This window comes from Pacificimonas pallii (assembly GCF_019204005.1).
Lineage (GTDB): Bacteria > Pseudomonadota > Alphaproteobacteria > Sphingomonadales > Sphingomonadaceae > Pacificimonas > Pacificimonas pallii.
In genome coordinates this window covers 421,164-443,283 of record NZ_JAGSPA010000002.1, presented here as the reverse complement: position 1 = coordinate 443,283, position 22,120 = coordinate 421,164, and the positions used below count along the sequence as shown (strand labels likewise).

Genomic DNA, 22,120 nt, shown 5'->3' with positions numbered 1-22,120 from the left:
AGCTTGAAAGCGCATAGGAAAAAGGGGCGCGGCCATCACGGCCACGCCCCTTTTTCTCTTTACCTACAGAATGTTACTGCTGCGGCTGGGCAGCCTGCTGTAGCTGGCCAGGCTGCCATCCGGCCGGCGGCGTTACCGACACGTTCTGCACGCGCTTGTTCAACTCGGCCACAACCTCATCCGTCAGGTTCGCGTTCGAACCCTGGCCGACGACCAGCACGCCTTCAGGGCGCAGTGCCAGATCGACGCCAGCCGCAGCCATTGCCGCCTTGGCGGCGGCGTCCAGATGCACGCTGATCTGCTCTGCGACATAGGCACGCGCCAGTGCGACCGGCTGCTGCAGCTGCTGCATTTCGGCCTGCGCCGCCTGCTGCTTCTGTGCCAGGGGCTGCGCATAGGGAGCGACACTCTCACGTGTCGCATTAGGCTGCTGCGCGGCGTTGTTATACGCATCCTGCATTGGCTTCAGCTCCGCGGCCAGTGCCGCCTGGCGTGTTTCCAGCGCCTGGATCTGCGCGGCATAGGTCGAACGGATCGCCGTCTGCGCATTCGTCCAAGCCGTGCTGCCCTGAACGGCACCATCGGTGGAAATAACGGCAACGGCGCGCGCCTGCGCGAAAGCGGGCGAAGCGGTCGTCATGGCCGCCGCCGCAAGAGCTGCACCGGCGAGGAGGGTTTTTGAAATAGTCATCAGAATGAAGTTCCTACATTGAATTGGAATAGCTGCGTATCGTCGCCCGGCTCACTTAGCAAAGCCTTGGCGATATCGAACCTGAACGGTCCGAATGGCGAGTTCCACGACGCACCAATACCGATAGATACGCGCGGTTTGGGGCTGTCACCAAAGAACTGTTCACGGAAGCCTGGCGTGCCCACCGTCTCGGTAATCCGGTTTCCGTCCGCGTCTTCATCAGGACGACCATCACCATCTGCATCGACAAAGCGCTGGACATCGAATGTCGGCCGATTGATCAGCTGGCTGTCCGGGTCGAAGTCAACATCCCAGAGTGCGCCGACATCGACGAATATAGAGGGCCGAATGCCAAGTTCAGCGACACCCTCGCCAAGCGGGATCTGCATCTCCACGCGGCCAAGATAATAGGCCTGGCCGCCAAGGGAATCGTCCTGCTGACGATCGGGATTGGTGTCGATAACAACAAAGCCTGGCGACCCGTTCAGGTCCGGTACGGCAATCGCGCCATCCGGCAAATTTCCGTCGCCATCGGCCGTTGCCGGTATATAGCGGTTACGAATTACACGCGGACCAACGCCGCGAATATCAAAGCCGCGCATGCGCGGTTCGCCAAGGAAATAGCGATCATTGATACGAATATCGTCACCGCCATAGCCGGTTATATACCCTGCCTCGAGGCCAACGCCGACGATGAAGTCACTGCGGCCAATACGAAAATATTTATCCGCGTCAATCTGGCTGCGCAGATATTTGATGCCGCCAAGACCGGCAATATCCTGACTGAAGACAACACGCTGTCCGCGGCTCGGCCGGATACGATTATCGGTGTTGTCAAAGGCAAGACTATACCCAATGGCGGAGGTCGTGCGCTTGCCGAGCGCATCGCACAGGAAGCGGCCCGAACGGATCGGATCGCACTCATCCTCGGTGAATTCCCCATCGCCATTGAAATCGGTAAAACGGCTCGCATTCAACGGCAACGAAATGTCGTCGAGCTGCAAATTATACCGTACGGATGCAGACCAGAACTCGGTGATCGGGAAACCCGTACGAAGTTGCAGACCGGTCGTCACCTGCTCGTAAGTAGTATTTCGATTGCCACTCGCATTGAAATTGAAGCTATTGAAGTCGCGGCGGAACACATCAAAACCAAGCGCGAGGTTACGGTTGAAGAGATAGGGTTCGGTGAAGCCGACATCGACCGATTTCGAGTAGCTGGAAATGTTTGCCGATGCCCGCAATTCCTGGCCCAGGCCGCGGAAGTTGCGCTGGCGAATGGACGCTGAGACGAGGAAACGCTCAAGCGAGGAGAAACCGGCGGACAGTTGCAATTCGCCTGTCGCCTGTTCCTGCGCGTTCACTTCCAGAATGACCTTGTCCGGGCCGGACCCGGGCTTCTGCTCGATCTCCAGATCTTCCTGGAAGAAGCCGAGGCTCTGGATACGCGCCTGCGTGCGCTTCACCTTGAACGTATTGAACGCATCGCCCTCGACAAGGCGGAACTCGCGGCGTACGACCTTGTCGCGCGTGATGACATTGCCGTTAATATCGACGCGCTCGATGTAGACACGCGGTGCCTCGCGGATCACGAACGCAACATCCATGGTCAGATCTTCGCGATTGCGGGTGAACTGCGGCTGGACGTCGGCAAAGGCATAACCAAGCAGACCAGCGGTTTCCTGCAGCACCGTGATCGTATCCTCGATACGCTTGGCGTTATAGACGTCGCCGTCCTGTATACCGATGAGCGCGCGGAAACTGGTCTCATCGATATCGCGGATTTCGGATTCCAGCGTGACTTCGCCAAAATTGTAGCGTTCGCCCTCGTCGATCACATAGGTCAGGACGAAGTCTTCATTGTTCGGCGTCAGTTCCGCAACCGACGATGCGACGCGGAAATCGGCATAGCCTTCGGTCAGATAAAACTGCCTCAGAACCTGCTGGTCATAGGCCGAGCGGTCGGGATCATAGGTATCGTTCGATGTGAAGAGGCGGAACCATTTGGATTCGCGCGTCGCGATTTCGCCGCGCAGCTTGCCGTCACCGAACTGCTCATTGCCAAGGAAGTTGATCCGCTTCACTTTCGACTTGGGACCTTCGGTGATCTCGAAAACGACATCGACGCGGTTCTGATCGAGCGGAACGATCTGCGGTTCCACGGCAGCGGCGAAGCGGCCCTGACGGCGATAGAGTTCAACGATACGCGCGACGTCGCTGCGTGCTTTCGCACGCGTGAAGATCTGCCGCGGTGCGAGCCGGATTTCCGGCGCGATCTTGTCCTCCTTGACCCGGCGATTGCCCTCCAGAATGATCCGGTTCACGACCGGATTTTCCTGCACCTCGACCAGCAGGTCGCCGCCGCGATCACGGATCGTCACATCCGCGAACAGGTCTGTCGCATAAAGGCTCTTCAGCGCCGTATCGAGACGATTGCGATCATAGGGCTCGCCTGCGCTCAGACCGATATAAGAGGCGACCGTTTCCGGCTCCAGACGCTCATTGCCGCGCACCGTGATGGACCGCACGCGGCGCTCCTCTTCGGCGGCAGGCGCAGCATCCAGGGCGTCGACCTCTGACGTCTCGGCGACTGGTTCAGCGACCTGGGCAGCAGCAACGGCGGGAACGAGAAGTACCGCGGAGCTGACAAGCAGCCCCGGCACCAGACGCGACCGCGCGGCGGAAAAAGCTGACATCAAACCCCTTACCTTTATTTTTTATCTGTTACGAACATTGCGGCAATCGTCACCCGCACATGTCTCAACCGAGCAGTTCGAGGGCATGACGCCAGACCCCGAAAGAAGCAAGGTCGTTGAACGTGACGACCAACATGAAAGAGATTACCAGTGCGAAACCACCCATGAATGCCCATTGCTGCGCCCTTTCGGGTAGCGGCTTGCCCCCGCGCGCAGCCTCAGCTGCATAAAGCGCGAGATGTCCGCCGTCGAGCATGGGAATTGGCAGAAGGTTGATGAACCCCAGATTGATGGAAATGAGCGCCATGAACGACACGAACGCCGCGGCCCCCAGCGTGCCCACCTGCCCCGACATCTGACCGATTTTCAGCGGGCCGCCCAGTTCCTCGATGGAACGCTGTCCGCGGATCAGCTGGCTGAGCAGATCGACCATGGACCGTACGGTGCGGGCGGTTTCGGAAATACCGATCCCGACGCTTTCAATCAGGCCAACCTGACGAACCTCCGGCGCGTCGGCATTCGCCACGCCCAGCTGGCCGATGCGACCGCGATTACCGAACCGATCTTCCATCTCGATGATCTTTGGCGTCAGGGTAACCTCTCGCGGCATGCCATCTCGCACCAGGCTGACCGTCATGGGCACGCCCGGATTCATCCGGACTTCCTGCACCAGGATTGGCCATTCATTGATCTCGCGCCCGTCGATCGACGTGATGCGATCACCGACTTCAAAGCCTGCCGCGTCAGCCGCGGACCCCTCCTGCACCTGCCCGACAATAGGAGGCATGGTGATCTGCCCCATGGTGAAGGCAAACCCTGCGAAAATCAGGATTGCGAACAGGAAATTGATGGCCGGACCCGCCAGCACGATAAGGGCACGCTGCCATAGCGGCTTGAACGCGAAATAGTCGCCGCGTTCCGCTAGCGGAATATCGCTGAGGCCTTCGCTTCCCGCACCCGCCGCATTCGCGTCGCCTGCAAATTTCACATAGCCGCCAAGCGGAAGAGCGCTTAGCCGCCAGACCGTCCCCCGCCTGTCGCGCCAGCCGGCAATCTGCGGACCAAAACCAATGGAAAAGCTGTCGACCTTCGTCCTGAAAAGACGCCCGACCAGATAATGTCCCATCTCGTGAACGAACACCAGCGGGCCGATCATCAGGATGAACATCAGGACGGTAAACAGGAAACTCGGCTGTTCGAAAGTCGTGGGCATGATCTATCTACCCCTCGCGGAGACAAAATCCTTCGCAATGCGGCGTGCCTCGGCGTCGCATGCGAAAATATCGCCGAGTGTGGCGACCGCACAGGTACTCATGCGCGCCATGACATGATCGACCGCCGCCGCGATGTCGAGAAACGCGAGCCGGTCCTCGAGAAACGCCGCCACGGCGACTTCATTCGCCGCGTTCAGCGACACGGGTGCGGTGCCATCGGCGACCATGGCTTCGCGGGCAAGCCGAAGCGCCGGAAACCGCACGGGGTCCGGTTCCTCGAATTCCAGTCTGGCGGCGGCAATCAGGTCAAGCGGCGCCACGGGCGTCTTGATACGCTTTGGATATGCCATCGCATAGGCAATCGGCGTTTTCATGTCGGGGGAGCCGAGCTGCGCCAGCACGGACCCGTCAACATATTCCACAAAGCTATGGACGATAGACTGAGGGTGCACGATCACGTCAATCTGGTCGGCACGCACCGGAAACAGGCGGGCCGCCTCGATCATCTCGAGACCCTTGTTCATCAATGTCGCGCTGTCGACACTGATCTTCGCGCCCATGGACCAGACCGGGTGCGCGACGGCCTGCGCAGGTGTCATGGCCCGCATTTCGTCCAGGCTTTTGGTACGAAACGGACCGCCGCTCGCGGTCAGGATGATACGCGACACACTTTCAGGCGTCTCGAAGTCGAAAACCTGAAAGATCGCGTTATGCTCGCTGTCGACGGGCAGTAACTTCGCGCCGGAATCCCGCGCGGCCGCGGTGACGAGAGGTCCTGCACACACCAGCGCTTCCTTGTTCGCAATCGCGATGATCCCGCCGCGCTCGACCGCGCGCAGGGTGGGCATCAGGCCGGCCGCGCCGACGATGGCCGCGAGCGTGACATCAACCGGGCGCCGTGCCGCCTCTTCAAGCGCGGCGGTTCCGGCGGCACATTCGATATCCGTACCCGCAAGGGCGGCCTGCAGATCGCCATAGGCACCTTCATCCGCCACCACGGCGAGTCTGGCGCCGCAGGCCTTGGCCTGAGCGGCAAGATCGCCCGCGCTGCTATTGGCCGTCAGGACATCGACCGACCATCTGTCCGGCTCGTGCGCGATCAGCTCAAGCGCGGAAATGCCGACAGAACCCGTCGCGCCAAATATCGAAACGGATCGCATTATTGTCCTATGAACCACACCGCGCTGGCGACCAGGATAGACACCGGCACCAGGCCGTCCAAACGGTCCATGACGCCGCCATGGCCGGGCAGCAGGTGCCCGGAATCCTTGACACCCGCCCGCCGCTTGAGATGGCTTTCATAAAAATCTCCCACCTGCGCGATAACGGCAAGGAGGGCACCGAGCGCCGCGGCATGCACGGCTTCGAAAGGCAATTGGAAAATAAAGTCGTTGAGAACGCCGACACCTGCTGCGGCGAACATGCCGCCGGCCAGTCCGGCCCACGTCTTCGATGGGCTGATGGCCGGAGCGATCTTTGGCCCGCCGATTGTCCTCCCGCTGAAATACGCCCCTATATCCGTCGCCCACACGACGGCGAGCGTCCAGACAATCAGGCCAAATCCGTTTTCCTGATAGCGCAGCCAGATCAGACACATGAACGGCAGGCCCGCATAAAGGATGCCCATTGCCGCCCGGCGATCGGTGAACAGATACCAGATCGCCGCCACCGCAAGCGCGGCAAAGCCATACATAACAAGGCCGTCATTACCCAGAACGACCGCGGCACCGATGCCGATAAAGCCGACCATGCGGTCGTTTCCGGCGGTCGTGCCGACCATTCGGGTCCACTCGCGAAAGACGAGGAGCGCGGCGATGCCCATCAGGAAGTTGAAAAACAGCCCCCCCTGCCAGCCGCCGAAAATCGCAATCGCGATCAGCAGCACACCGACGATAAAGCGCGGCATCAAATCCTTATAGCGAACGCGAAGGGTCTCGCGGGTCCGTTCAGACCGGACTGGTTCCGCACCGGCTGGTTCGGGCGGGGTCTCAGATACCGCCATAACGCCGCTCCCGCACGGCAAAATGATCACAGGCACGCGCCAGGGCGTCACCGTCAAAATCGGGCCAGAGCACCGGCGTAAATACAAATTCGGAATAAGCAGCCTGCCACATCATGAAGTTCGACAGGCGCTCCTCCCCAGACGTCCGGATGATCAGATCGGGCGCGGGAAGCCCGGCGGTATCAAGGCGTGCCTCGATCGCGGCCTCGTCGATCTGGCCGCCCGTCAATCCGTCCGCGACACAGGCGCGAACGGCGCGGGTAATCTCGTCATGACTGCCATAATTGAGCGCCAGCACCAGTTTCAGACCGGCATTGTCTTTCGTGCGCTCGATGGCGCCGTCGATCAGCGTCACCAAATCCGCCGGTAAGGCGCGCCAGTTTCCGATGCAGCGAATCTGCACGTTCTTCGCATCCAGCTCTGCAATTTCACTCTGAAGATAAGACTTCAAGAGATTGAAGAGAAAGCCGACTTCCTCTTCAGGACGCTTCCAGTTTTCAGAAGAAAAGGCATATAGCGTCAAGACCTCAATGCCCAGGTCGGGGGCCATCTTCACGACGCTGCGCACCGATTCCATACCGGATTTGTGCCCCGCGACGCGCGGCAGGTGCCGGGCCTTCGCCCAGCGGCCATTGCCGTCCATGATGATGGCGACGTGGCGCGGTGCGACGGCACCGCCCGCCTTTGCAGAGGCGGTCGCGGCCGTCACTGGCTCATGATTTCCTTTTCCTTGGCGGCGGTTACGGTTTCGATTTCCCCGATTTTCACGTCGGTGACTTTCTGAACTTCGCCTTCGCCCTTTTTCTGCTCGTCCTGGCTGATGTCGCCGTTCTTCTCTGACGCCTTCAGCGCTTCCATACCGTCGCGGCGGACATTGCGGACGGCGATTTTCGCCTTTTCCGCATATTGCGAGCACAGCTTGGCGAGTTCCTTTCGGCGATCCTCCGTCATGTCAGGCAGCGGCAGGCGAATGTTCTGACCATCGGTGACGGGGTTCAGCCCCAGGCCCGCCGCGCGGATCGCCTTCTCCACCGGCTGGATGTTCCCCTTGTCCCAGACATTGACCGCCAGCATGCGCGCATCGGGTGCCGTCACGGTCGCGACCTGGTTGAGCGGCATTTTGGCGCCGTAGACTTCCACGGTTACGGGATCGAGCAATGCCGTATTGGCGCGGCCCGTGCGCAGACCGGCCAGGTCCCCCTTCAGGCTGTCAATCGCGCCGTCCATGCGGCGTTCAATATCGGCTTTATCGTATCCAGCAGACATGTCTTTATCTTTCAGTCAGTTGCTTACAGTTGTGGAGACGCCGTCTCCGGCAAGAACGCGGGCGAGGTTACCGCGTTCCCGAATGTTGAAGACCACGATCGGGATGTCATTATCGCGGCAGAGCGCCACCGCCGAGGCATCCATCACCCGCAGATTGTCGCTAAGGACCCGGTCATAGCTTAGCGTATCGTAGCGGGTTGCGTTCGCGTCCTTCTTGGGATCGGATGTATAGACGCCGTCCACGCTCGTTCCCTTGAACAGCGCGTCACACTGCATCTCCGCCGCACGCAGGGCCGCGGCGGTGTCGGTGGTGAAATAGGGATTGCCGGTCCCGGCGGCGAACATGACGATCCGGTCTTTCTCCATATGCCGCACGGCCTTGCGCCGGATATAGGGTTCGCACACGCTCGCCATCGGAATTGCCGACATGACGCGCGTGTCGCACCCCTGCTGCTCCAGCGCATTCTGCACCGCAAGAGCGTTCATGACGGTCGCCAGCATGCCCATATAATCCGCGCTTGCCCGGTCGAACCCCTGTTCCGCAGCCGCAAGGCCGCGGAAAATATTGCCCCCGCCCACGACCAGGCACAGTTCGAAACCGGCTTCCTTGGCGAGTTTCACTTCCCCGGCAATGGCGGCGACGGTCTCGGTATCGATGCCGAACTGCTGGTCGCCCATCAGGGCTTCACCGCTCAGCTTAAGGAGAATGCGTTTATAAGAACGGGTTGGCATCTCAGGCCTGTACTCCAGCAGAAACGGCAAGTTGTCGCGGGTCTTAGACGCGCGCTGGCCGGGCGGCAAGGAACCAATCCCCGCGACCCGGCCCATTTTACAGACTTCGCATACGCCCCCGCCCGTAGGGAGCGCAGGAGGAAATCAGCCGCCGACGGCGGCCGCGACTTCCGCGGCGAAGTCGCTTTCTTCGCGTTCAATGCCCTCACCCAGCTGGAAGCGGACATAATTGGCGATCCTGATATCGGCACCCAGTTCCTTCGCCTTCGCCGCGACGACATCGCTGACCTTTGCCTTGCCGTCGATGACAAAAACCTGGCCCAGCAGCGTGTTTTCGCTGACGAATTTGCGCACGGTACCGTCAACCATCTTTTCGACGATATTGTCGGGCTTGCCACTTTCTTTGGCTTTCTCCATGGCGATGGCGCGCTCACGCTCGACCGTCACAGGATCAACGCCGCTCTCGTCCAGGGCCAGCGGCGCCGCCGCCGCGATATGCATGGCGAGCTGCTTTGCGAATGCGTTCAGCGCGTCCTTGTCCGCAGCGGATTCCAGCGCAACCAGCACACCGATCTTGCCAAGGCCCGGCGCCGCCTGATTGTGGATATAGGGCGTCACGACGCCTTCGCCCACGGTGATGGTCGCGGCACGGCGCAGCGACTGGTTCTCACCGATTGTGGAAATGTTCTCCGTCAGCGTATCCTCGACCGTCTTGCCGTTCGCCATCATGTCCGTCTTCACGTCCTCAATGTCGTCGGTACCCCTGGCGAGCGCCAGTTCAGTGACTTCGCGGACGAAACCCTGGAACCTGTCATTCTTGGCAACGAAGTCCGTTTCGGAATTCACTTCGACGGCGCAGCCCTTGGTACCGTCGGTCGCCACGCCGATCAGGCCCTCTGCGGCCGTGCGTGATGATTTCTTCGCAGCCGCGGCGAGGCCCTTCGTACGCAGCCAGTCGACGGCAGCTTCAAAGTCGCCATCGGTCTCGTTCAGCGCCTTTTTGCAATCCATCATGCCTGCGCCGGTCTTGTCGCGCAGATCCTTCACGAGCTTTGCGGTGATCTCAGCCATTTCAATAAACCTTTCCTATAAATACCGGGAGGCACGAGCGGCGGTTTCGCCACCCGTGCCTGCCACCGGTTCATTACAAATCCGCGTCTGCGGACCGCCTACGCCTTGGCTTCCTCAGCGGTCGCTTCAGCGGAGGGAGCAGCTTCGGCGGGTGCCGCTGCTTCCTCTGCCGGTGCCGTCTCAGCCACAGCGGCTTCCACCGGAGCGTCCGCCGAAGCGCCGATATCGACACCCAGATCGGCCTGACGGCTCTGTTCGCCGCCGGCGCATGCGTCGGCGACCATGTCGCAGTACATGCGGATGGCACGGGCCGCGTCGTCATTGCCCGGTACCGGGAATGCGATGCCGGTTGGATCCGAGTTGGAATCGAGCACGGCGATGACGGGAATGCCAAGAACATTGGCCTCCTTCACGGCCAAATCTTCCTTGTTCGTGTCGATAACGAACATCAGGTCGGGCAGGCCGCCCATGTCGCGAATGCCGCCCAGCGAGGCCTCGAACTTGTCGCGCTGGCGCGTCATCTTCAGGACTTCCTTCTTGGTGAAGCCCGACGTGTCACCGGCGAGCTGCTCTTCCAGCTCCTTGAACTTGCGAATGGACTCCGAAATCGTCTTCCAGTTCGTCAGCATGCCGCCCAGCCAGCGGTGGTTGACGTAATGCTGGCCCGAACGCAGCGACGCTTCGCGGATCGGATCCGCCGCCTGCCGCTTGGTACCGACGAACAGAACCTTGCCGCCGGCCTTTGTCGTCGCATCGACAAAGTCGAGCGCACGCTGGAACAGCGGTACGGTCTGCGAAAGATCGATGATGTGGACGTTGTTACGGTCGCCAAAGATGTATGGTTTCATCTTCGGGTTCCAGCGATGCGTCTGGTGTCCGAAATGCGTGCCGGCTTCAAGCAGCGCCGACATCTGCACGATTGGTGCAGCCATGGATAAACTCCTTCCAGTTAAACCTCGGCATGAGTGATAAGGCGGCAATCGCCGCCCACCGGATATGATCTCATGCCTGTGAGATGGCGGGGCACATAGGCCGCGCTCTTGCCGATTGCAACTGTAACCTTCAGACGCGGGGCCGCGAATGAGTGCGATAACTGTACCCGCGCCAGCGGCGATCAATATCCAGGGAGAACGATCATGAAGGCCATTACGCTCTTGCTGCTCCGCATTTCAACGGGCGTTCTGCTCATGGCCTGGGGCGTGGTGAAGATCGGTGCGCCCGAGGCGTCCATCGGCGTTTCGGACAAATATTATGGCGGGCTTGTCTCGGCGGAAATGATCCAGACTCCCTTCGGCCTGGCGCAGATCGGGGTTGGCCTGATGGTCGTGCTTGGCCTGTTCCGGAAAGTTTTCTACCCGCTACAGGCATTGATGCTGATTGTCGGCGCCCTTGCGATCTGGAAATATATTCTCGATCCGCTTGGCATGTATCTGCTTGATGAAAACAGCAGACAATTGCTGTTCTTCCCCAGCTTTTGCGTCGCCGTCGCAACGGTCGTCATGATCGCTTTCCGGGAGGATGACACGATCACGCTCGACGCGAAGCTTGGCCGCAACTGATCCGAAGCGCCCAAGATGCCCGCAATCCGGCCTTGCCGCTTCCTAGCGGATGAAATGGGCAGCAAGCTCGACATGGGTGGACCAGCGGAACTGCCCGACAGGCCATAATTCCGCGATCCGGAACCCAGCCGCACACAATATTCTCGCATCGCGCGCGAATGTATTTGGATTGCAAGAGACATAGGCGATGTTATCGACCTTGGACGCGGCGATCATCTCGGCCTGCGCCTTTGCGCCCGCACGGGGCGGGTCAAGCACCACGACATCAAATTTATCGAGTTCCCTCGCCGCCAGCGGCTGCCGGAACAGATCCCTATGCTGCACTTCGATGCGCCGCCTGGCTCTGCGCGCGGCGGTCGCCAGCGCCTGCACCGCGGGCCGCGCCCCATCCACCGCCATGATGCGTGCATGATCCGACAGCGGCAGCGCGAACGTGCCCAGCCCGCTGAACAGGTCGGCGACACGCCCTGCCTCCTCGCACATCTGCCGGACAGCGGCCACCAGTGCGGCTTCGCCATCGGCCGTGGCCTGCAGGAACGCCCCCGGCGGCAATTCCACATCCACGCCCGCAAATCGCATCGTCGGCACCGCCCGCTGCACGGCCGTCTCCACGCCCATATGCGTTTCCAGCGACACCCGCGCCGCGCCCGCACGTTTCGCCCATGTCGAAAGCACCGATGTCGTCTTCGGTGAAGGTTCCAGATTGGACAGCACAACATCGAAGCCGCCTGCCGTCTCGGTGATCGCCACCGCGCTCATCCAGCCCGGTTTCAACAGCCCGGCAATGACTGGCCGCAGGCTCTGGACGCAGGCCAGCAGCGCATCTGTCATCACGTGACATTCAGTCATGTCGAAGATGCTGTGCGACCCCTCCTGATTGAAGCCCAGCACAAGCCCTTCCGCTGTCAGCGCCGCGCGGAGCGACACGCGGCGGCGGCTTTTCGGCGGGGACAGGTGGACGGGGCGCATTGTCTCCGGTTGCAGATCGACGCTCGCCAGCGTGGCGAGGACGCGGCCGACGGCAAATTTGGCAAGCACCTGTTCGTCCGCATGCTGCAACTGGCACCCGCCGCAATCCGAGACATGTCGGCAGACGGGCTCGACATGGTGCGGGCCGGGAATGACCCGGCCGCCATCGACAGCATCGCCGGTGACCGCACCCGCGACAAAGGTACCGTCGGCGGTCACACCGTCGCCCCGCGCCGCCATTCGCACGATCCGGGTCATTGTCGGATAAGCTCCAGCAGATCCTCGGCGATCAGGCCGTCCCGGCCCCTGATCCCGGCATCGCCATGACGCCAGACCCCCGCGCACGCCGCCTCGAACGCCGGACGCCCCCGCGCGCGTTCCGCGGCAATCGCGCCTGCCAATATGTCTCCGCTTCCCGCCACGGCAAGACGCGGATGCGCATGTTCGTTCACCGCGACCTCTCCGTCCGGCGATGCGACCACGGTATCGGCCCCCTTCAGCACGATAACATTGCCGCTCTTCATGGCGGCGGCCCGCGCGCGGTCCACCTTTGATCCCGGCACCTCGCCGAAAAACCGGACGAACTCACCCTCATGCGGCGTCATGATGTCACCCCTTCCGGCGAGGCGAACATGCTCCTCGCTGAACAGGGAAAACATATCGCCGTCAATCACCAGGGGGATGTCCAGATCGAGAAACGATATCGCCGCCTGCCGTGCGTCATCGCCCTGTCCAAGGCCGGGACCAACAACGGCGGCATCAATTCGCTGCGCTTTCAAATCGCCAATATCCCGCATCACCAGCGACGATGGCGGAAACGCATGGATGTTACCCGCGACGGTCACAAAGCCAGCGCCTGCGCGCTGCGCCGCCCGCGCCGCCAGCCAGGCCGCGCCCGGCATCGCCCCCGCCGCGATCGCGACCGACCCGCGCTGATATTTATGCGCCGCTGGATCGCTTTCAAGCCGCTCGGGTGCTGTGAGCACAAAAGCCGCCGCGGCGGCGGTATCAATATCGAGCGGCACCACCTCTATCTGGCCGCAGAACGCCGCAGCGGGGTAAAGCAGATGTGACGGCTTCAGGGCGCCAAACGCCATCGTCCGATCAAAGCGGGCGACATCCGACAGGCAGGCACCATGGTCGGCATCGATTCCGCTCGGCATATCCAGCGCGATCCGCATTTCCGCCGCATCTGCGAGCCGCATCAGTTCCGCATGGTACGGATCCCCGACGGGCCGGGTCAGGCCAGTGCCGAACAGCGCGTCCACAAACACCGCAGCAGGCTTTGCCGATTGCGGCGCCTGCGTTTTTCCCCGCCACGCCTGGGCCGCCATAGAGGCGGGCTCCTTGCCCGGGACCGCGAACGCCGCGACGGTCACCTCGGCACCGGCACGGCGCAGCGCCTCCGCGGCGACATAGCCATCGCCGCCATTATTGCCACTGCCGCACAGGATCAGAACCGGACGTCCCTCGACCAGGGGCGCGATCAAATCCGCGGCACCGGTTCCGGCCGCCTGCATCAGTCCCGCCTCCGACGCACCGGCCGCGATGGCACGCTGCTCAGACGCGCGCATTTCCGCGCCCGTGAGAATCTTTCTGTCCCGATTCATATCTCTAACCGCATCTTATGCTGGAAATCAGGAATATGGATATGATAGCGACAACGCATGCGTAATCTGATCCTCCTTTGTGCGGGCGCACTTTCCATGACGGCCTGTGCGCCATCTCCCTATTATGTTCAGGGACAGGTTCTGATACCCGGTGAAGTGCCCCGGAATGCCTATGGCAAGCCCGTGCTGTCGGCAATGAAGCCCCCGCCCGCGATCACCGAAGTCGGATCGAGTTTCGGCGGCGGCGCGGCGGATATTCCGGACATCAAGCCGCTACCGACCAGCCCTGACCGCCCGCTCCGCTAGGAACGCGCCTAGATATCCGCGTAAACGTGCGTTTCCGCCTTTGCGCCCGGATGCGTGCAGGCGCCGGTACGCGCCGAACCCACGCCCTGCGCATATTTCCACAACGCGCCTGACTGATAGTCCGTCTGCCGCGCTATCCAGCGTCCACGCCGCGCCTCCAGCTCGGCCTCGTCAACATGCAGGTCAATCGTGCCGGTATCGGCGTCGATGCTGATGATATCGCCGTTCTCCACCAGCCCGATCGGGCCGCCTTCTGCCGCCTCAGGGCCGACATGGCCGATGCAGAAACCACGTGTCGCGCCAGAAAAGCGGCCGTCGGTGATCAGGGCGACCTTGTCGCCCATCCCCTGTCCGTAAAGGGCAGCGGTGGTCGACAGCATCTCGCGCATGCCGGGGCCGCCTTTTGGCCCTTCGTAACGGATGATCAGAACCTCGCCCTCTTCATAGGCGCGGGTTTCGACGGCCGCGAAACAATCCTCTTCGCACTCAAACACCCGCGCGGGGCCGGTGAACGTCACATGTTCCAGCCCGGCGACCTTCACGATGGCCCCATCGGGTGCCAGCGAGCCGCGCAGGCCAACGACACCGCCCGTGGGCGATAGCGGACTCTTGACGTCGTAAATCACGTCCTGGTCAGGGTTCCAGCGGATCTCGTCAAGATTTTCCGCCAGCGTCCTGCCGGTAATCGTCATGCAATCGCCATTCAGCAGATCATTGGCCAGCAGGGTTTTCATCAGCATGTAAATGCCGCCCGCCGCGTGCATGTCCTTCGCGACATATTTACCGCCGGGCTTCAGGTCGGCGATGTACGGCGTGGATTTGAAAATTTCCGCAACGTCGAACAGGTCGAACGCGATCCCCGCCTCTGCCGCCATCGCCGGCAGATGCAGCGCCGCATTCGTTGACCCACCGGTGGCGGCGACAACACGCGCAGCATTTTCAAAAGCTTCCCGGGTACAGATGTCACGCGGTCTCAAACCGATTTCCAAGGCGTTCATGACCGCCCGGCCTGCCGCAATGGCGTAGGCCTCGCGGCTTTCATGCGGCGCCGGGGCCATGTTGGAATTGGGCAGGCTAAGGCCGATGGCCTCTGCCACACAGGCCATCGTATTCGCCGTGAACTGGCCGCCGCACGCGCCGTGCCCGGGACAGGCCACTTTCTCCAGCGCGATCAGCTCCTGCAGCGGGCAACTGCCCGCCGCATGCGCGCCAACAGCCTCGAACACATCGACCACCGTCACATCCTTGCCGTGGTGACGTCCTGGCAGGATGGAACCGCCATAGACGAACACCGACGGCACGTTCAGGCGCAGCATGGCCATCATCATGCCCGGCAGGCTCTTGTCGCAGCCAGCAAAGCCAACCAGCGCGTCATAGCAATGTCCGCGCACGCTCAGTTCGACGGAATCGGCAATGACTTCACGGCTGACGAGGGAGGATTTCATGCCTTGGTGGCCCATGGCGATTCCGTCGGTCACGGTGATCGTATTGAAACGGCGCGGCATACCGCCCGCCTCGTTCACGCCGATACGGCAGGCGTCGGCCTGCTCATCCAGCAATGTGTTGCACGGCGCGGAATCGTTGCCGGCCGATGCGATACCGACGAATGGCCGCGCAATCTCCTCCTCCGTCAGGCCCATCGCGTAATAATAGGAACGATGCGGCGCGCGCTCCGGTCCGGAGGATACATGGCGGCTGGGAAGTTTTGATTTATCGGCCATCGAATGGGTCCCCCTTCTGTTCGTTCAGCACCTTCTGCGTATGTCGGATCAGCCTCGCAACCCTTGATGACCACTGGTCCACACCCGAATCGCCGCGCAGATGATCGTTCCTGATTTCGATGAACAGTGAAGGAATCCCGCGGCTCTCGGCATGGCGAATGACGGTGTAGCCGGTCAGCGCACCGGAATAGGGTTCATTATCGCCAACACGCAAACCTTCAGAGGTCATGAAGTCGATACCGATCCGTGCCGTCGCGGCGTCTTCATTATACAGGAAAGCGGTGTCCCAGGGCCGCGGCGCGGCCTCAGGTGCGCTCGCCAGAACGGGCGTAAAGCTATGGATCGAAACCAGCATCTCCGGCGCCGCCATCTCGATCCTTGCCGTCAGCGCGCCGTGATATTCCTCATGTAGCGCGCGGCGGACACGGCGCTGTTCTGCGGTCAGCGACACATTGCCCGCAATGCATATGCCATCGCTTTCCTCCGGGGCCAGCCCTGCGCTGTCCGCATCCCGGTTCGGATCGAACACCAGCCGTGAAAAACGCGACAGATGGGCGGGCGCGCCCAGCGCCTTCGCGACGCGCCGCGTCAGTGCGGCAATGCCGATGTCCACACCGATGTGCAGCAACCGCTCTTCATCCGAAATGCCAAGGTCGATGCCGTCGGGCACGTCGCTGCCCGCATGATCCGCAAGCAGCAGGATGGCGGCACCGCCCTCTATCTGTTCGTAACTCTTCATCACCGGGGGCGACGAAGCCGAGTTGGCGGCGCGGCGCAAGCCTGAAATCGCGCCCGCGACCACCGCCGCAAAAAGAAGGACCGTTTGCGACGGGGGGATGTCGCAAACGGCCCAGTGTTTCCTTTTGGGGAGGAAACGTGAACGTAATATTAGCGCTGAGCGAGTTCCGTCTCGGTCATGCCGAGCGCCTTCAGTGCCTGTGCGAACTTCTTGCGCGCCTCGCGCTCATTACCGGCTTCGCACAGGGCGGCACCGATACTGGCTTTGGAAAGCGCACGGCGGGCCTTGCTGGCTTCGGCGCCCTGCACGGCGGCGCGAATATTTGCGGGCATGACTTCGCATTGCTCCTCGGCGCTCATCTTGGCGTGGGCGGGGCCGACGGCCATACCCACATTTAGGGAAGCGACAGCGAGGGCAGCGGTAATGGCGATGAAACGATTCATGGGGGGAGGTCCTTAGTTTCTGAGTTTCGCTCAACTTAACTGAGTGAACCTTTAAAGTGACACTCAGATTAAAGGCAAGCGTTATTTTGAGTGGCAATCAAATTAAGTTGACGACCCGCTCTTGTCAGGATGAATTCGACTTATAAATCCGATGGTTATCGGAGGGTGAGGATAACATCTTCTCATGCCCGCCACGGCGCGCGCCTCTCGCCCAGCCCCGCTCAGATCCGCAATTGCGCGCTCGCAACTCCCGGTAGGTCGGCGATTCGATGCGCCAGTTCTGAGTCGACATTCATGCCGCTTTTCAGCTTCATCTGCGCACGCCCGCCGCCCGCCAATGGCACATTGATGCAGGCGATGCCGTTCCCCTCTTCGGCCGCGAACAGCGGCGACAACAGGTCGATCGACCGCATGTCCGTCAATTCTATATCGATGGTCGCGCGGCCGCCGCCGCCCAGGTCGGACAGCGGCGTCGCACCGCGAACGGCGATGCGCGGGCCCTCGTCACCGCCCCAGCGCAGTTCCACCTTCAGGAGCAGGCATTCGCCGGAGCGGGCGGCCTCCTGCAAGACCTCCTGCATGTCTTCGTCGAAGGCACTCGCGAAATACTGGCCGCCCTGATCCGAAAGGGTCGCGAAGATATATTTCCTGCCGCTCTTCTGCGCGGTCCGCCAGCGTACCGAATCGACCATGGCGCCCATGGTGGCCATTTCCTTGCCATCCGCCGGACCGCCGCGCTCGCATAATTGCATGAACGTTCGGGCATGCTTGTCGTCCAGCACATGTTGCCAGGCCGACAGGGGATGCGCGGAAAAGAAAAAGCCAAACGCATCGCGCTCGTGCGACATGGTTTCCGCAAGTGACCATTTCTCGACATTCTTCGGGGCCATCAGGGCGATCTCACCGCCGCCGCCGGAATCGCCACCGAACAGCGCGCCCTGATTGGTTCGGCGCGCCTCCGCGGCGCTGTTCGCGGCCGCCAGAATGGATTCCGCCATCGCCAGAGCCGCGGCGCGATTGGGCTCCAGACTGTCGAACGCCCCTGCCCCGACCAGCTGCTCGATCTGGCGCTTGTTGAGGAGCTGCGGGTCCACCCGATTGGCAAAATCACCAAGGCTTTTGAACGGCCCGTTTTCCTTTCGCTCGGTTTCGATGCCCTGCATCGCTTTCAGCCCAACGCTTTTCAGCGCCGCCAGCGCCCAGCGTACCCGACGTACGCCGTCCTCACCGACCTCGACCGTGAAATCCGCGCCTGACGCATTGATATCGGGCGGCAGGCATTGAATTCCCAGCCTGCGCGCATCCTCAAGAAACACGGCGAGCTTGTCCGTCAGCGCCAGGTCGAACGCCATGGTCGCGGCATAGAATTCCGTCGGATAATGCGACTTCACCCATGCCGTCTGATAGCTCACGAGCGCATAGGCCGCGGCGTGCGACTTGTTGAAGCCATATCCGGCAAACTTCGCCACCAGGTCAAAGATACCGCCCGCCTGCCGCTCTTCGACGCCGCGTTCTTTCGCGCCGGACAGGAACCGGACGCGCTGCGCATCCATTTCCTCTTTCTTCTTCTTGCCCATGGCGCGGCGCAGCAGATCAGCTTCGCCCAGCGAGTAGCCTGCCAGCTCCTGCGCCACCTGCATCACCTGTTCCTGATAGATGATGACGCCGTAGGTTTCGGTCAGATACTGCTCCAGCCGCGGGTGCAGATAGTCGGGGTCTTCCTGCCCGTGCTTGCGCCGCGCGAACTGCGGGATATTGTCCATTGGCCCCGGACGATAGAGCGATACCAGCGCGATGATATCCTCGAACTTATCAGGCTTTACCTGCGCCAGCGCAGACCGCATGCCGGGCGACTCCAGCTGGAACACGCCCGCCGTGTCGCCGCGCGTGATCAAAGCGTAGACGTCGGGATCGTCCCATGTGATCGCGCTCAAATCGACCGTCTCGCCCGTTGTCTCCTTGATCAGGCTCAGCGCGCGCTGCAACACGCTCAGTGTTTTCAGACCCAGAAAATCGAACTTCACCAGGCCCGCCTGCTCGACATATTTCATGTCGAACTGCGTGACCTGCATGTCGGAGCGTGGATCGCGGTACAGCGGCACCAGCTCCGCCAGCGGCCGGTCGCCAATGACGACACCGGCGGCATGGGTGGAGGAATGCCGCGGCATCCCTTCCAGCTTCAGTGCCAGGTCAATCAGTTTCCTGACCTGCCGGTCCTGTTTGCGTTCCCGGCGCAGATCCGGGTTCTCATCCAACGCGGTTTTCAGATCCTGCGGATTGGCGGGATTATTGTCGATCATCTTCGCCAGCCGGTCGATCTGGCCATAGGGCATCTGGAGGACGCGGCCGACATCCTTGATCACCGCGCGCGCCTTCAGCTTTCCAAAGGTGATGATCTGCGCAACCTGCCCATGACCATATTTCTGCTGCACATAGCGAATGACCTCGCCGCGCCGGGTTTCGCAGAAATCGATATCGAAGTCGGGCATCGACACGCGCTGCGGGTTCAGGAAGCGCTCGAACAGCAGGCCAAGTTTAATGGGATCGAGATCGGTGATGGTGAGCGACCACGCCACGACGGAGCCTGCGCCCGACCCGCGTCCCGGCCCCACCGGAATGTCCTCTCCCTTCGCCCATTGGATGAAATCGGCGACGATCAGGAAATAGCCGGGAAACCCCATGCCTTCGATGATGCCGAGCTCATATTCCAGGCGGTCTTCGTATATCTTCGTATCGGCCTCGGGATCGCGCTCCAGACGTCTTGCAAGGCCTTCGCGGGCAAGTCGGCGCAGTTCCTGTACCTCACCGTCCAGATCACCCGCCAGACTGGGCAGAATGGGATCACGCTCCGGGGCCATGACGGCGCAGCGCCGCGCGATGACCGCCGTATTCTCCAACGCTTCGGGCAGATCGGCAAAAGTCCGCCGCATTTCCTTCGCGGGCTTCAGCCAGCATCCCGGGTTGCTGCGCCGCCGGTCCTGCGTTTCGAGATATGACGTGTTGGCGATGCACAGCATCGCATCATGCGCGGGTGAAAATGCTTCCTCGGGAAAGCACGCCGGATTGGTTGCGACAAGCGGCAGTTCGCGGGCATGTGCCAGTTCGATCAGTGCCGCTTCCGACAACAGCTCCACCTTTTCGCCCGTGCGCGCGATCTCGATATAAAGCCGGTCGCCGAACATCCCGGACAATTCGTCCAGATACGCCTCCGCAGCCGCCGCCTGTCCCTCGGCCAGCAGCCGCGCCACCGCACCGTCCGCGCCGCCCGTCAGCGCGATCAGGCCGTTCGACCGCGCCTCCAGCTCGTCCAGCGTGACATGCGGCCCATCCGCGGGCTCACTCCCCAGATGCGCCGCGGAAATCAGCGCGATCAGATTGGCGTATCCCTCTTCATTCTGCGCCAGCACCACGACGGAATCGATAACCGGCCGCGAACCGATCCTGCGCCCGCCGGGACGCTCGACAGACAGCATCGTCCCGATGATCGGCTGCACGCCCTTCGCGCGCAGCCCTTGCGAAAAATCCATCGCGCCGAACAGTACATCCCGGTCCGTCAGCGCCGCCGCCGGCATCCCGCCCGCCACACAGATCTCGGCAATCGTCGCGGGATACATCGCCCCTTCCAGCATCGAATAGGCCGACTGGATACGAAGGGGGACGTAAGGCGTCGCAGCAGGTGTTTCTGGCATGGCGGAAGGCTAACGCCGGATCGCCGCCAGCGCACCTGATTCGATATGCCTGGGTTTTACCCGCGCAAAATACTCCGCCCGGCGTAAACCGCTGCTTCGCCCAGCGCTTCTTCGATGCGCAAAAGCTGATTATACTTGGCCAGCCGGTCGGAGCGGGCAAGGCTGCCCGTTTTGATCTGACCGCAATTCGTGGCGACGGCGAGGTCGGCGATGGTTGCATCCTCGGTCTCGCCCGACCGGTGCGACATGACACTGGTCATGCCCGCGCGGTGCGCCATGTTCACGGCATCGAGCGTTTCCGACAGAGTGCCGATCTGGTTGACCTTGATCAGGATCGAGTTTGCCGCGCCTTTCTCGATACCGGCCTTCAAACGCTCCGGATTGGTGACGAACAGATCGTCACCGACCAGCTGGACCTTGCCGCCGATCATATTGGTCAGGGCGGTCCAGCCGTCCCAGTCATCCTCATCCATGCCATCCTCGATGCTGAGGATGGGATAGTCGTTCGACAGTTTCGCCAGATAGGCGGCCATTTCGTCGCCGCTCCGCTTCACGCCTTCGCCCGCGAAGTCATAGACACCGTCATGGCAGAATTCCGTGGCGGCACAGTCGAGCGCCAGCATCACATCACTGCCGGCCTTGAAACCTGCCGTTTCGATCGCGCCCATGACGAAGTCGAGCGCCGCCTCGGCGCTCGCGAGGTCCGGCGCAAAGCCGCCCTCATCGCCCACGGACGTCGACAGTCCCTTGTCGGAAAGCGCTTTTTTCAGCGTGTGAAAGATCTCCGTGCCCCAGCGCAGACCTTCCGAGAAACTCTCGGCACCGACCGGCATCACCATGAATTCCTGAAAATCGATGGGATTATCGGCATGCGCGCCGCCATTGACGATGTTCATCATCGGCACGGGCAGGACATTCGCCGCCGTGCCGCCGACATAGCGGTAAAGCGGCAGGCCGCGCGCCTCTGCGGCCGCCTTTGCCATCGCCAGGCTCACGCCCAGAATCGCATTCGCGCCCAGACGGGACTTGTTCGGCGTGCCGTCAAGCGCGCGCATTTCATTGTCGATGTCGAGCTGGTCCTCGGCTTCGGCGCCCAGCAGGGCATCAAGGATTTCGCCGTTCACGGCATCGACGGCCTTCTGCACGCCCTTGCCCATCCAGCGATCCTTGTCGCCGTCGCGCAGTTCGACAGCTTCATATGCGCCCGTCGATGCGCCCGACGGGACCGCCGCGCGGCCCAGGCTGCCATCCTCCAGCAGGACATCGACCTCGACGGTCGGATTGCCGCGGCTGTCGAGAATCTGGCGGGCGTGGATATCGATAATGGCGGTCATGCGAACGGCTCCAAATGCTGTGTGTCGAAATGACGTTTGCGCGCGCTGTTAGCGGGTGCAGCATATAAGCTCAACAAT

19 protein-coding genes are annotated in these 22,120 nt (G+C 61.7%); 2 read left to right on the top strand and 17 right to left on the bottom strand.

Features of this window, described 5'->3' with window-relative positions; all coding sequences use genetic code 11:
* Nucleotides 1-73: 73 nt before the first annotated feature.
* The 10 genes from KCG44_RS07255 to rpsB form a co-directional block, all read right to left on the bottom strand.
* A complete protein-coding gene (locus KCG44_RS07255) occupies nt 74-691 on the bottom strand; it encodes an OmpH family outer membrane protein (RefSeq protein ID WP_218445246.1) in 618 nt (205 codons plus the stop codon).
* Nucleotides 691-3,387 (bottom strand): outer membrane protein assembly factor BamA, encoded by a 2,697-nt coding sequence (gene bamA, locus KCG44_RS07250; protein WP_218445245.1) that lies wholly within the window; start codon nt 3,385-3,387, stop codon nt 691-693. Before bamA ends, KCG44_RS07255 begins: the two co-directional genes overlap by 1 nt.
* A 64-nt stretch (nt 3,388-3,451) precedes the next feature.
* On the bottom strand, nt 3,452-4,600 hold the full coding sequence (gene rseP, locus KCG44_RS07245; protein WP_218445244.1) for an RIP metalloprotease RseP: 1,149 nt from the start codon (nt 4,598-4,600) through the stop codon (nt 3,452-3,454).
* A 3-nt stretch (nt 4,601-4,603) separates the two neighbouring features.
* Entirely contained in the window at nt 4,604-5,761 is a 1,158-nt protein-coding gene (gene dxr / locus KCG44_RS07240; protein ID WP_218445242.1) for a 1-deoxy-D-xylulose-5-phosphate reductoisomerase, read from the bottom strand.
* The gene (locus KCG44_RS07235) at nt 5,761-6,603 is read right to left on the bottom strand and encodes a phosphatidate cytidylyltransferase (RefSeq protein WP_218445240.1); all 843 of its coding nucleotides are present in this window, start codon (nt 6,601-6,603) and stop codon (nt 5,761-5,763) included. The genes dxr and KCG44_RS07235 overlap by 1 nt, the downstream gene beginning before the upstream one ends.
* On the bottom strand, nt 6,590-7,312 hold the full coding sequence (gene uppS, locus KCG44_RS07230; protein WP_439651433.1) for an undecaprenyl pyrophosphate synthase: 723 nt from the start codon (nt 7,310-7,312) through the stop codon (nt 6,590-6,592). The genes KCG44_RS07235 and uppS overlap by 14 nt, the downstream gene beginning before the upstream one ends.
* A complete protein-coding gene (gene frr / locus KCG44_RS07225; protein WP_218445238.1) occupies nt 7,309-7,869 on the bottom strand; it encodes a ribosome recycling factor in 561 nt (186 codons plus the stop codon). The genes uppS and frr overlap by 4 nt, the downstream gene beginning before the upstream one ends.
* Nucleotides 7,870-7,884: 15 nt before the next feature.
* Nucleotides 7,885-8,601, bottom strand: coding sequence for a UMP kinase (pyrH, locus tag KCG44_RS07220; protein WP_218445236.1), 717 nt, complete (start codon nt 8,599-8,601; stop codon nt 7,885-7,887).
* A gap of 144 nt (nt 8,602-8,745) precedes the next feature.
* Nucleotides 8,746-9,672 (bottom strand): translation elongation factor Ts, encoded by a 927-nt coding sequence (tsf, locus tag KCG44_RS07215; protein ID WP_218445234.1) that lies wholly within the window; start codon nt 9,670-9,672, stop codon nt 8,746-8,748.
* A 98-nt stretch (nt 9,673-9,770) separates the two neighbouring features.
* Nucleotides 9,771-10,604 (bottom strand): 30S ribosomal protein S2, encoded by an 834-nt coding sequence (gene rpsB, locus KCG44_RS07210; protein WP_218445232.1) that lies wholly within the window; start codon nt 10,602-10,604, stop codon nt 9,771-9,773.
* A 204-nt stretch (nt 10,605-10,808) separates the two neighbouring features.
* Between rpsB and KCG44_RS07205 the strand changes: the two genes are divergently transcribed.
* Complete coding sequence (locus KCG44_RS07205; RefSeq protein WP_218445230.1) at nt 10,809-11,231, top strand: DoxX family protein; 423 nt, start codon at nt 10,809-10,811, stop codon at nt 11,229-11,231.
* A 42-nt stretch (nt 11,232-11,273) separates the two neighbouring features.
* Here the strand turns inward: KCG44_RS07205 and KCG44_RS07200 are convergent, their stop codons facing one another.
* Both KCG44_RS07200 and KCG44_RS07195 read right to left on the bottom strand, forming a co-directional pair.
* Nucleotides 11,274-12,458: a class I SAM-dependent RNA methyltransferase gene (locus KCG44_RS07200; RefSeq protein ID WP_218445228.1), complete on the bottom strand. Its 1,185-nt coding sequence runs from the start codon at nt 12,456-12,458 to the stop codon at nt 11,274-11,276.
* Nucleotides 12,455-13,810 carry an NAD(P)H-hydrate dehydratase gene (locus tag KCG44_RS07195; RefSeq protein ID WP_218445226.1) on the bottom strand — a complete coding sequence of 452 codons (1,356 nt, stop codon included), beginning with the start codon at nt 13,808-13,810 and terminating at the stop codon, nt 12,455-12,457. Before KCG44_RS07195 ends, KCG44_RS07200 begins: the two co-directional genes overlap by 4 nt.
* Before the next feature lie 57 nt (nt 13,811-13,867).
* Between KCG44_RS07195 and KCG44_RS07190 the strand changes: the two genes are divergently transcribed.
* The gene (locus tag KCG44_RS07190) at nt 13,868-14,116 is read left to right on the top strand and encodes a hypothetical protein (RefSeq protein ID WP_218445225.1); all 249 of its coding nucleotides are present in this window, start codon (nt 13,868-13,870) and stop codon (nt 14,114-14,116) included.
* 8 nt (nt 14,117-14,124) lie between these two features.
* Here the strand turns inward: KCG44_RS07190 and ilvD are convergent, their stop codons facing one another.
* From ilvD to eno, 5 genes are all read right to left on the bottom strand, one after another.
* Nucleotides 14,125-15,837, bottom strand: a complete 1,713-nt coding sequence (gene ilvD, locus KCG44_RS07185; protein ID WP_218445224.1) for a dihydroxy-acid dehydratase — start codon at nt 15,835-15,837, stop codon at nt 14,125-14,127.
* The gene (locus tag KCG44_RS07180) at nt 15,827-16,576 is read right to left on the bottom strand and encodes an N-formylglutamate amidohydrolase (RefSeq protein ID WP_218445222.1); all 750 of its coding nucleotides are present in this window, start codon (nt 16,574-16,576) and stop codon (nt 15,827-15,829) included. The genes ilvD and KCG44_RS07180 overlap by 11 nt, the downstream gene beginning before the upstream one ends.
* Before the next feature lie 149 nt (nt 16,577-16,725).
* Nucleotides 16,726-17,019 (bottom strand): hypothetical protein, encoded by a 294-nt coding sequence (locus KCG44_RS07175; RefSeq protein WP_218445221.1) that lies wholly within the window; start codon nt 17,017-17,019, stop codon nt 16,726-16,728.
* A gap of 221 nt (nt 17,020-17,240) precedes the next feature.
* Nucleotides 17,241-20,708: a DNA polymerase III subunit alpha gene (gene dnaE / locus KCG44_RS07170; RefSeq protein WP_218445220.1), complete on the bottom strand. Its 3,468-nt coding sequence runs from the start codon at nt 20,706-20,708 to the stop codon at nt 17,241-17,243.
* A gap of 56 nt (nt 20,709-20,764) precedes the next feature.
* Nucleotides 20,765-22,042 carry a phosphopyruvate hydratase gene (gene eno, locus KCG44_RS07165; protein ID WP_218445219.1) on the bottom strand — a complete coding sequence of 426 codons (1,278 nt, stop codon included), beginning with the start codon at nt 22,040-22,042 and terminating at the stop codon, nt 20,765-20,767.
* Nucleotides 22,043-22,120: the final 78 nt, after the last annotated feature.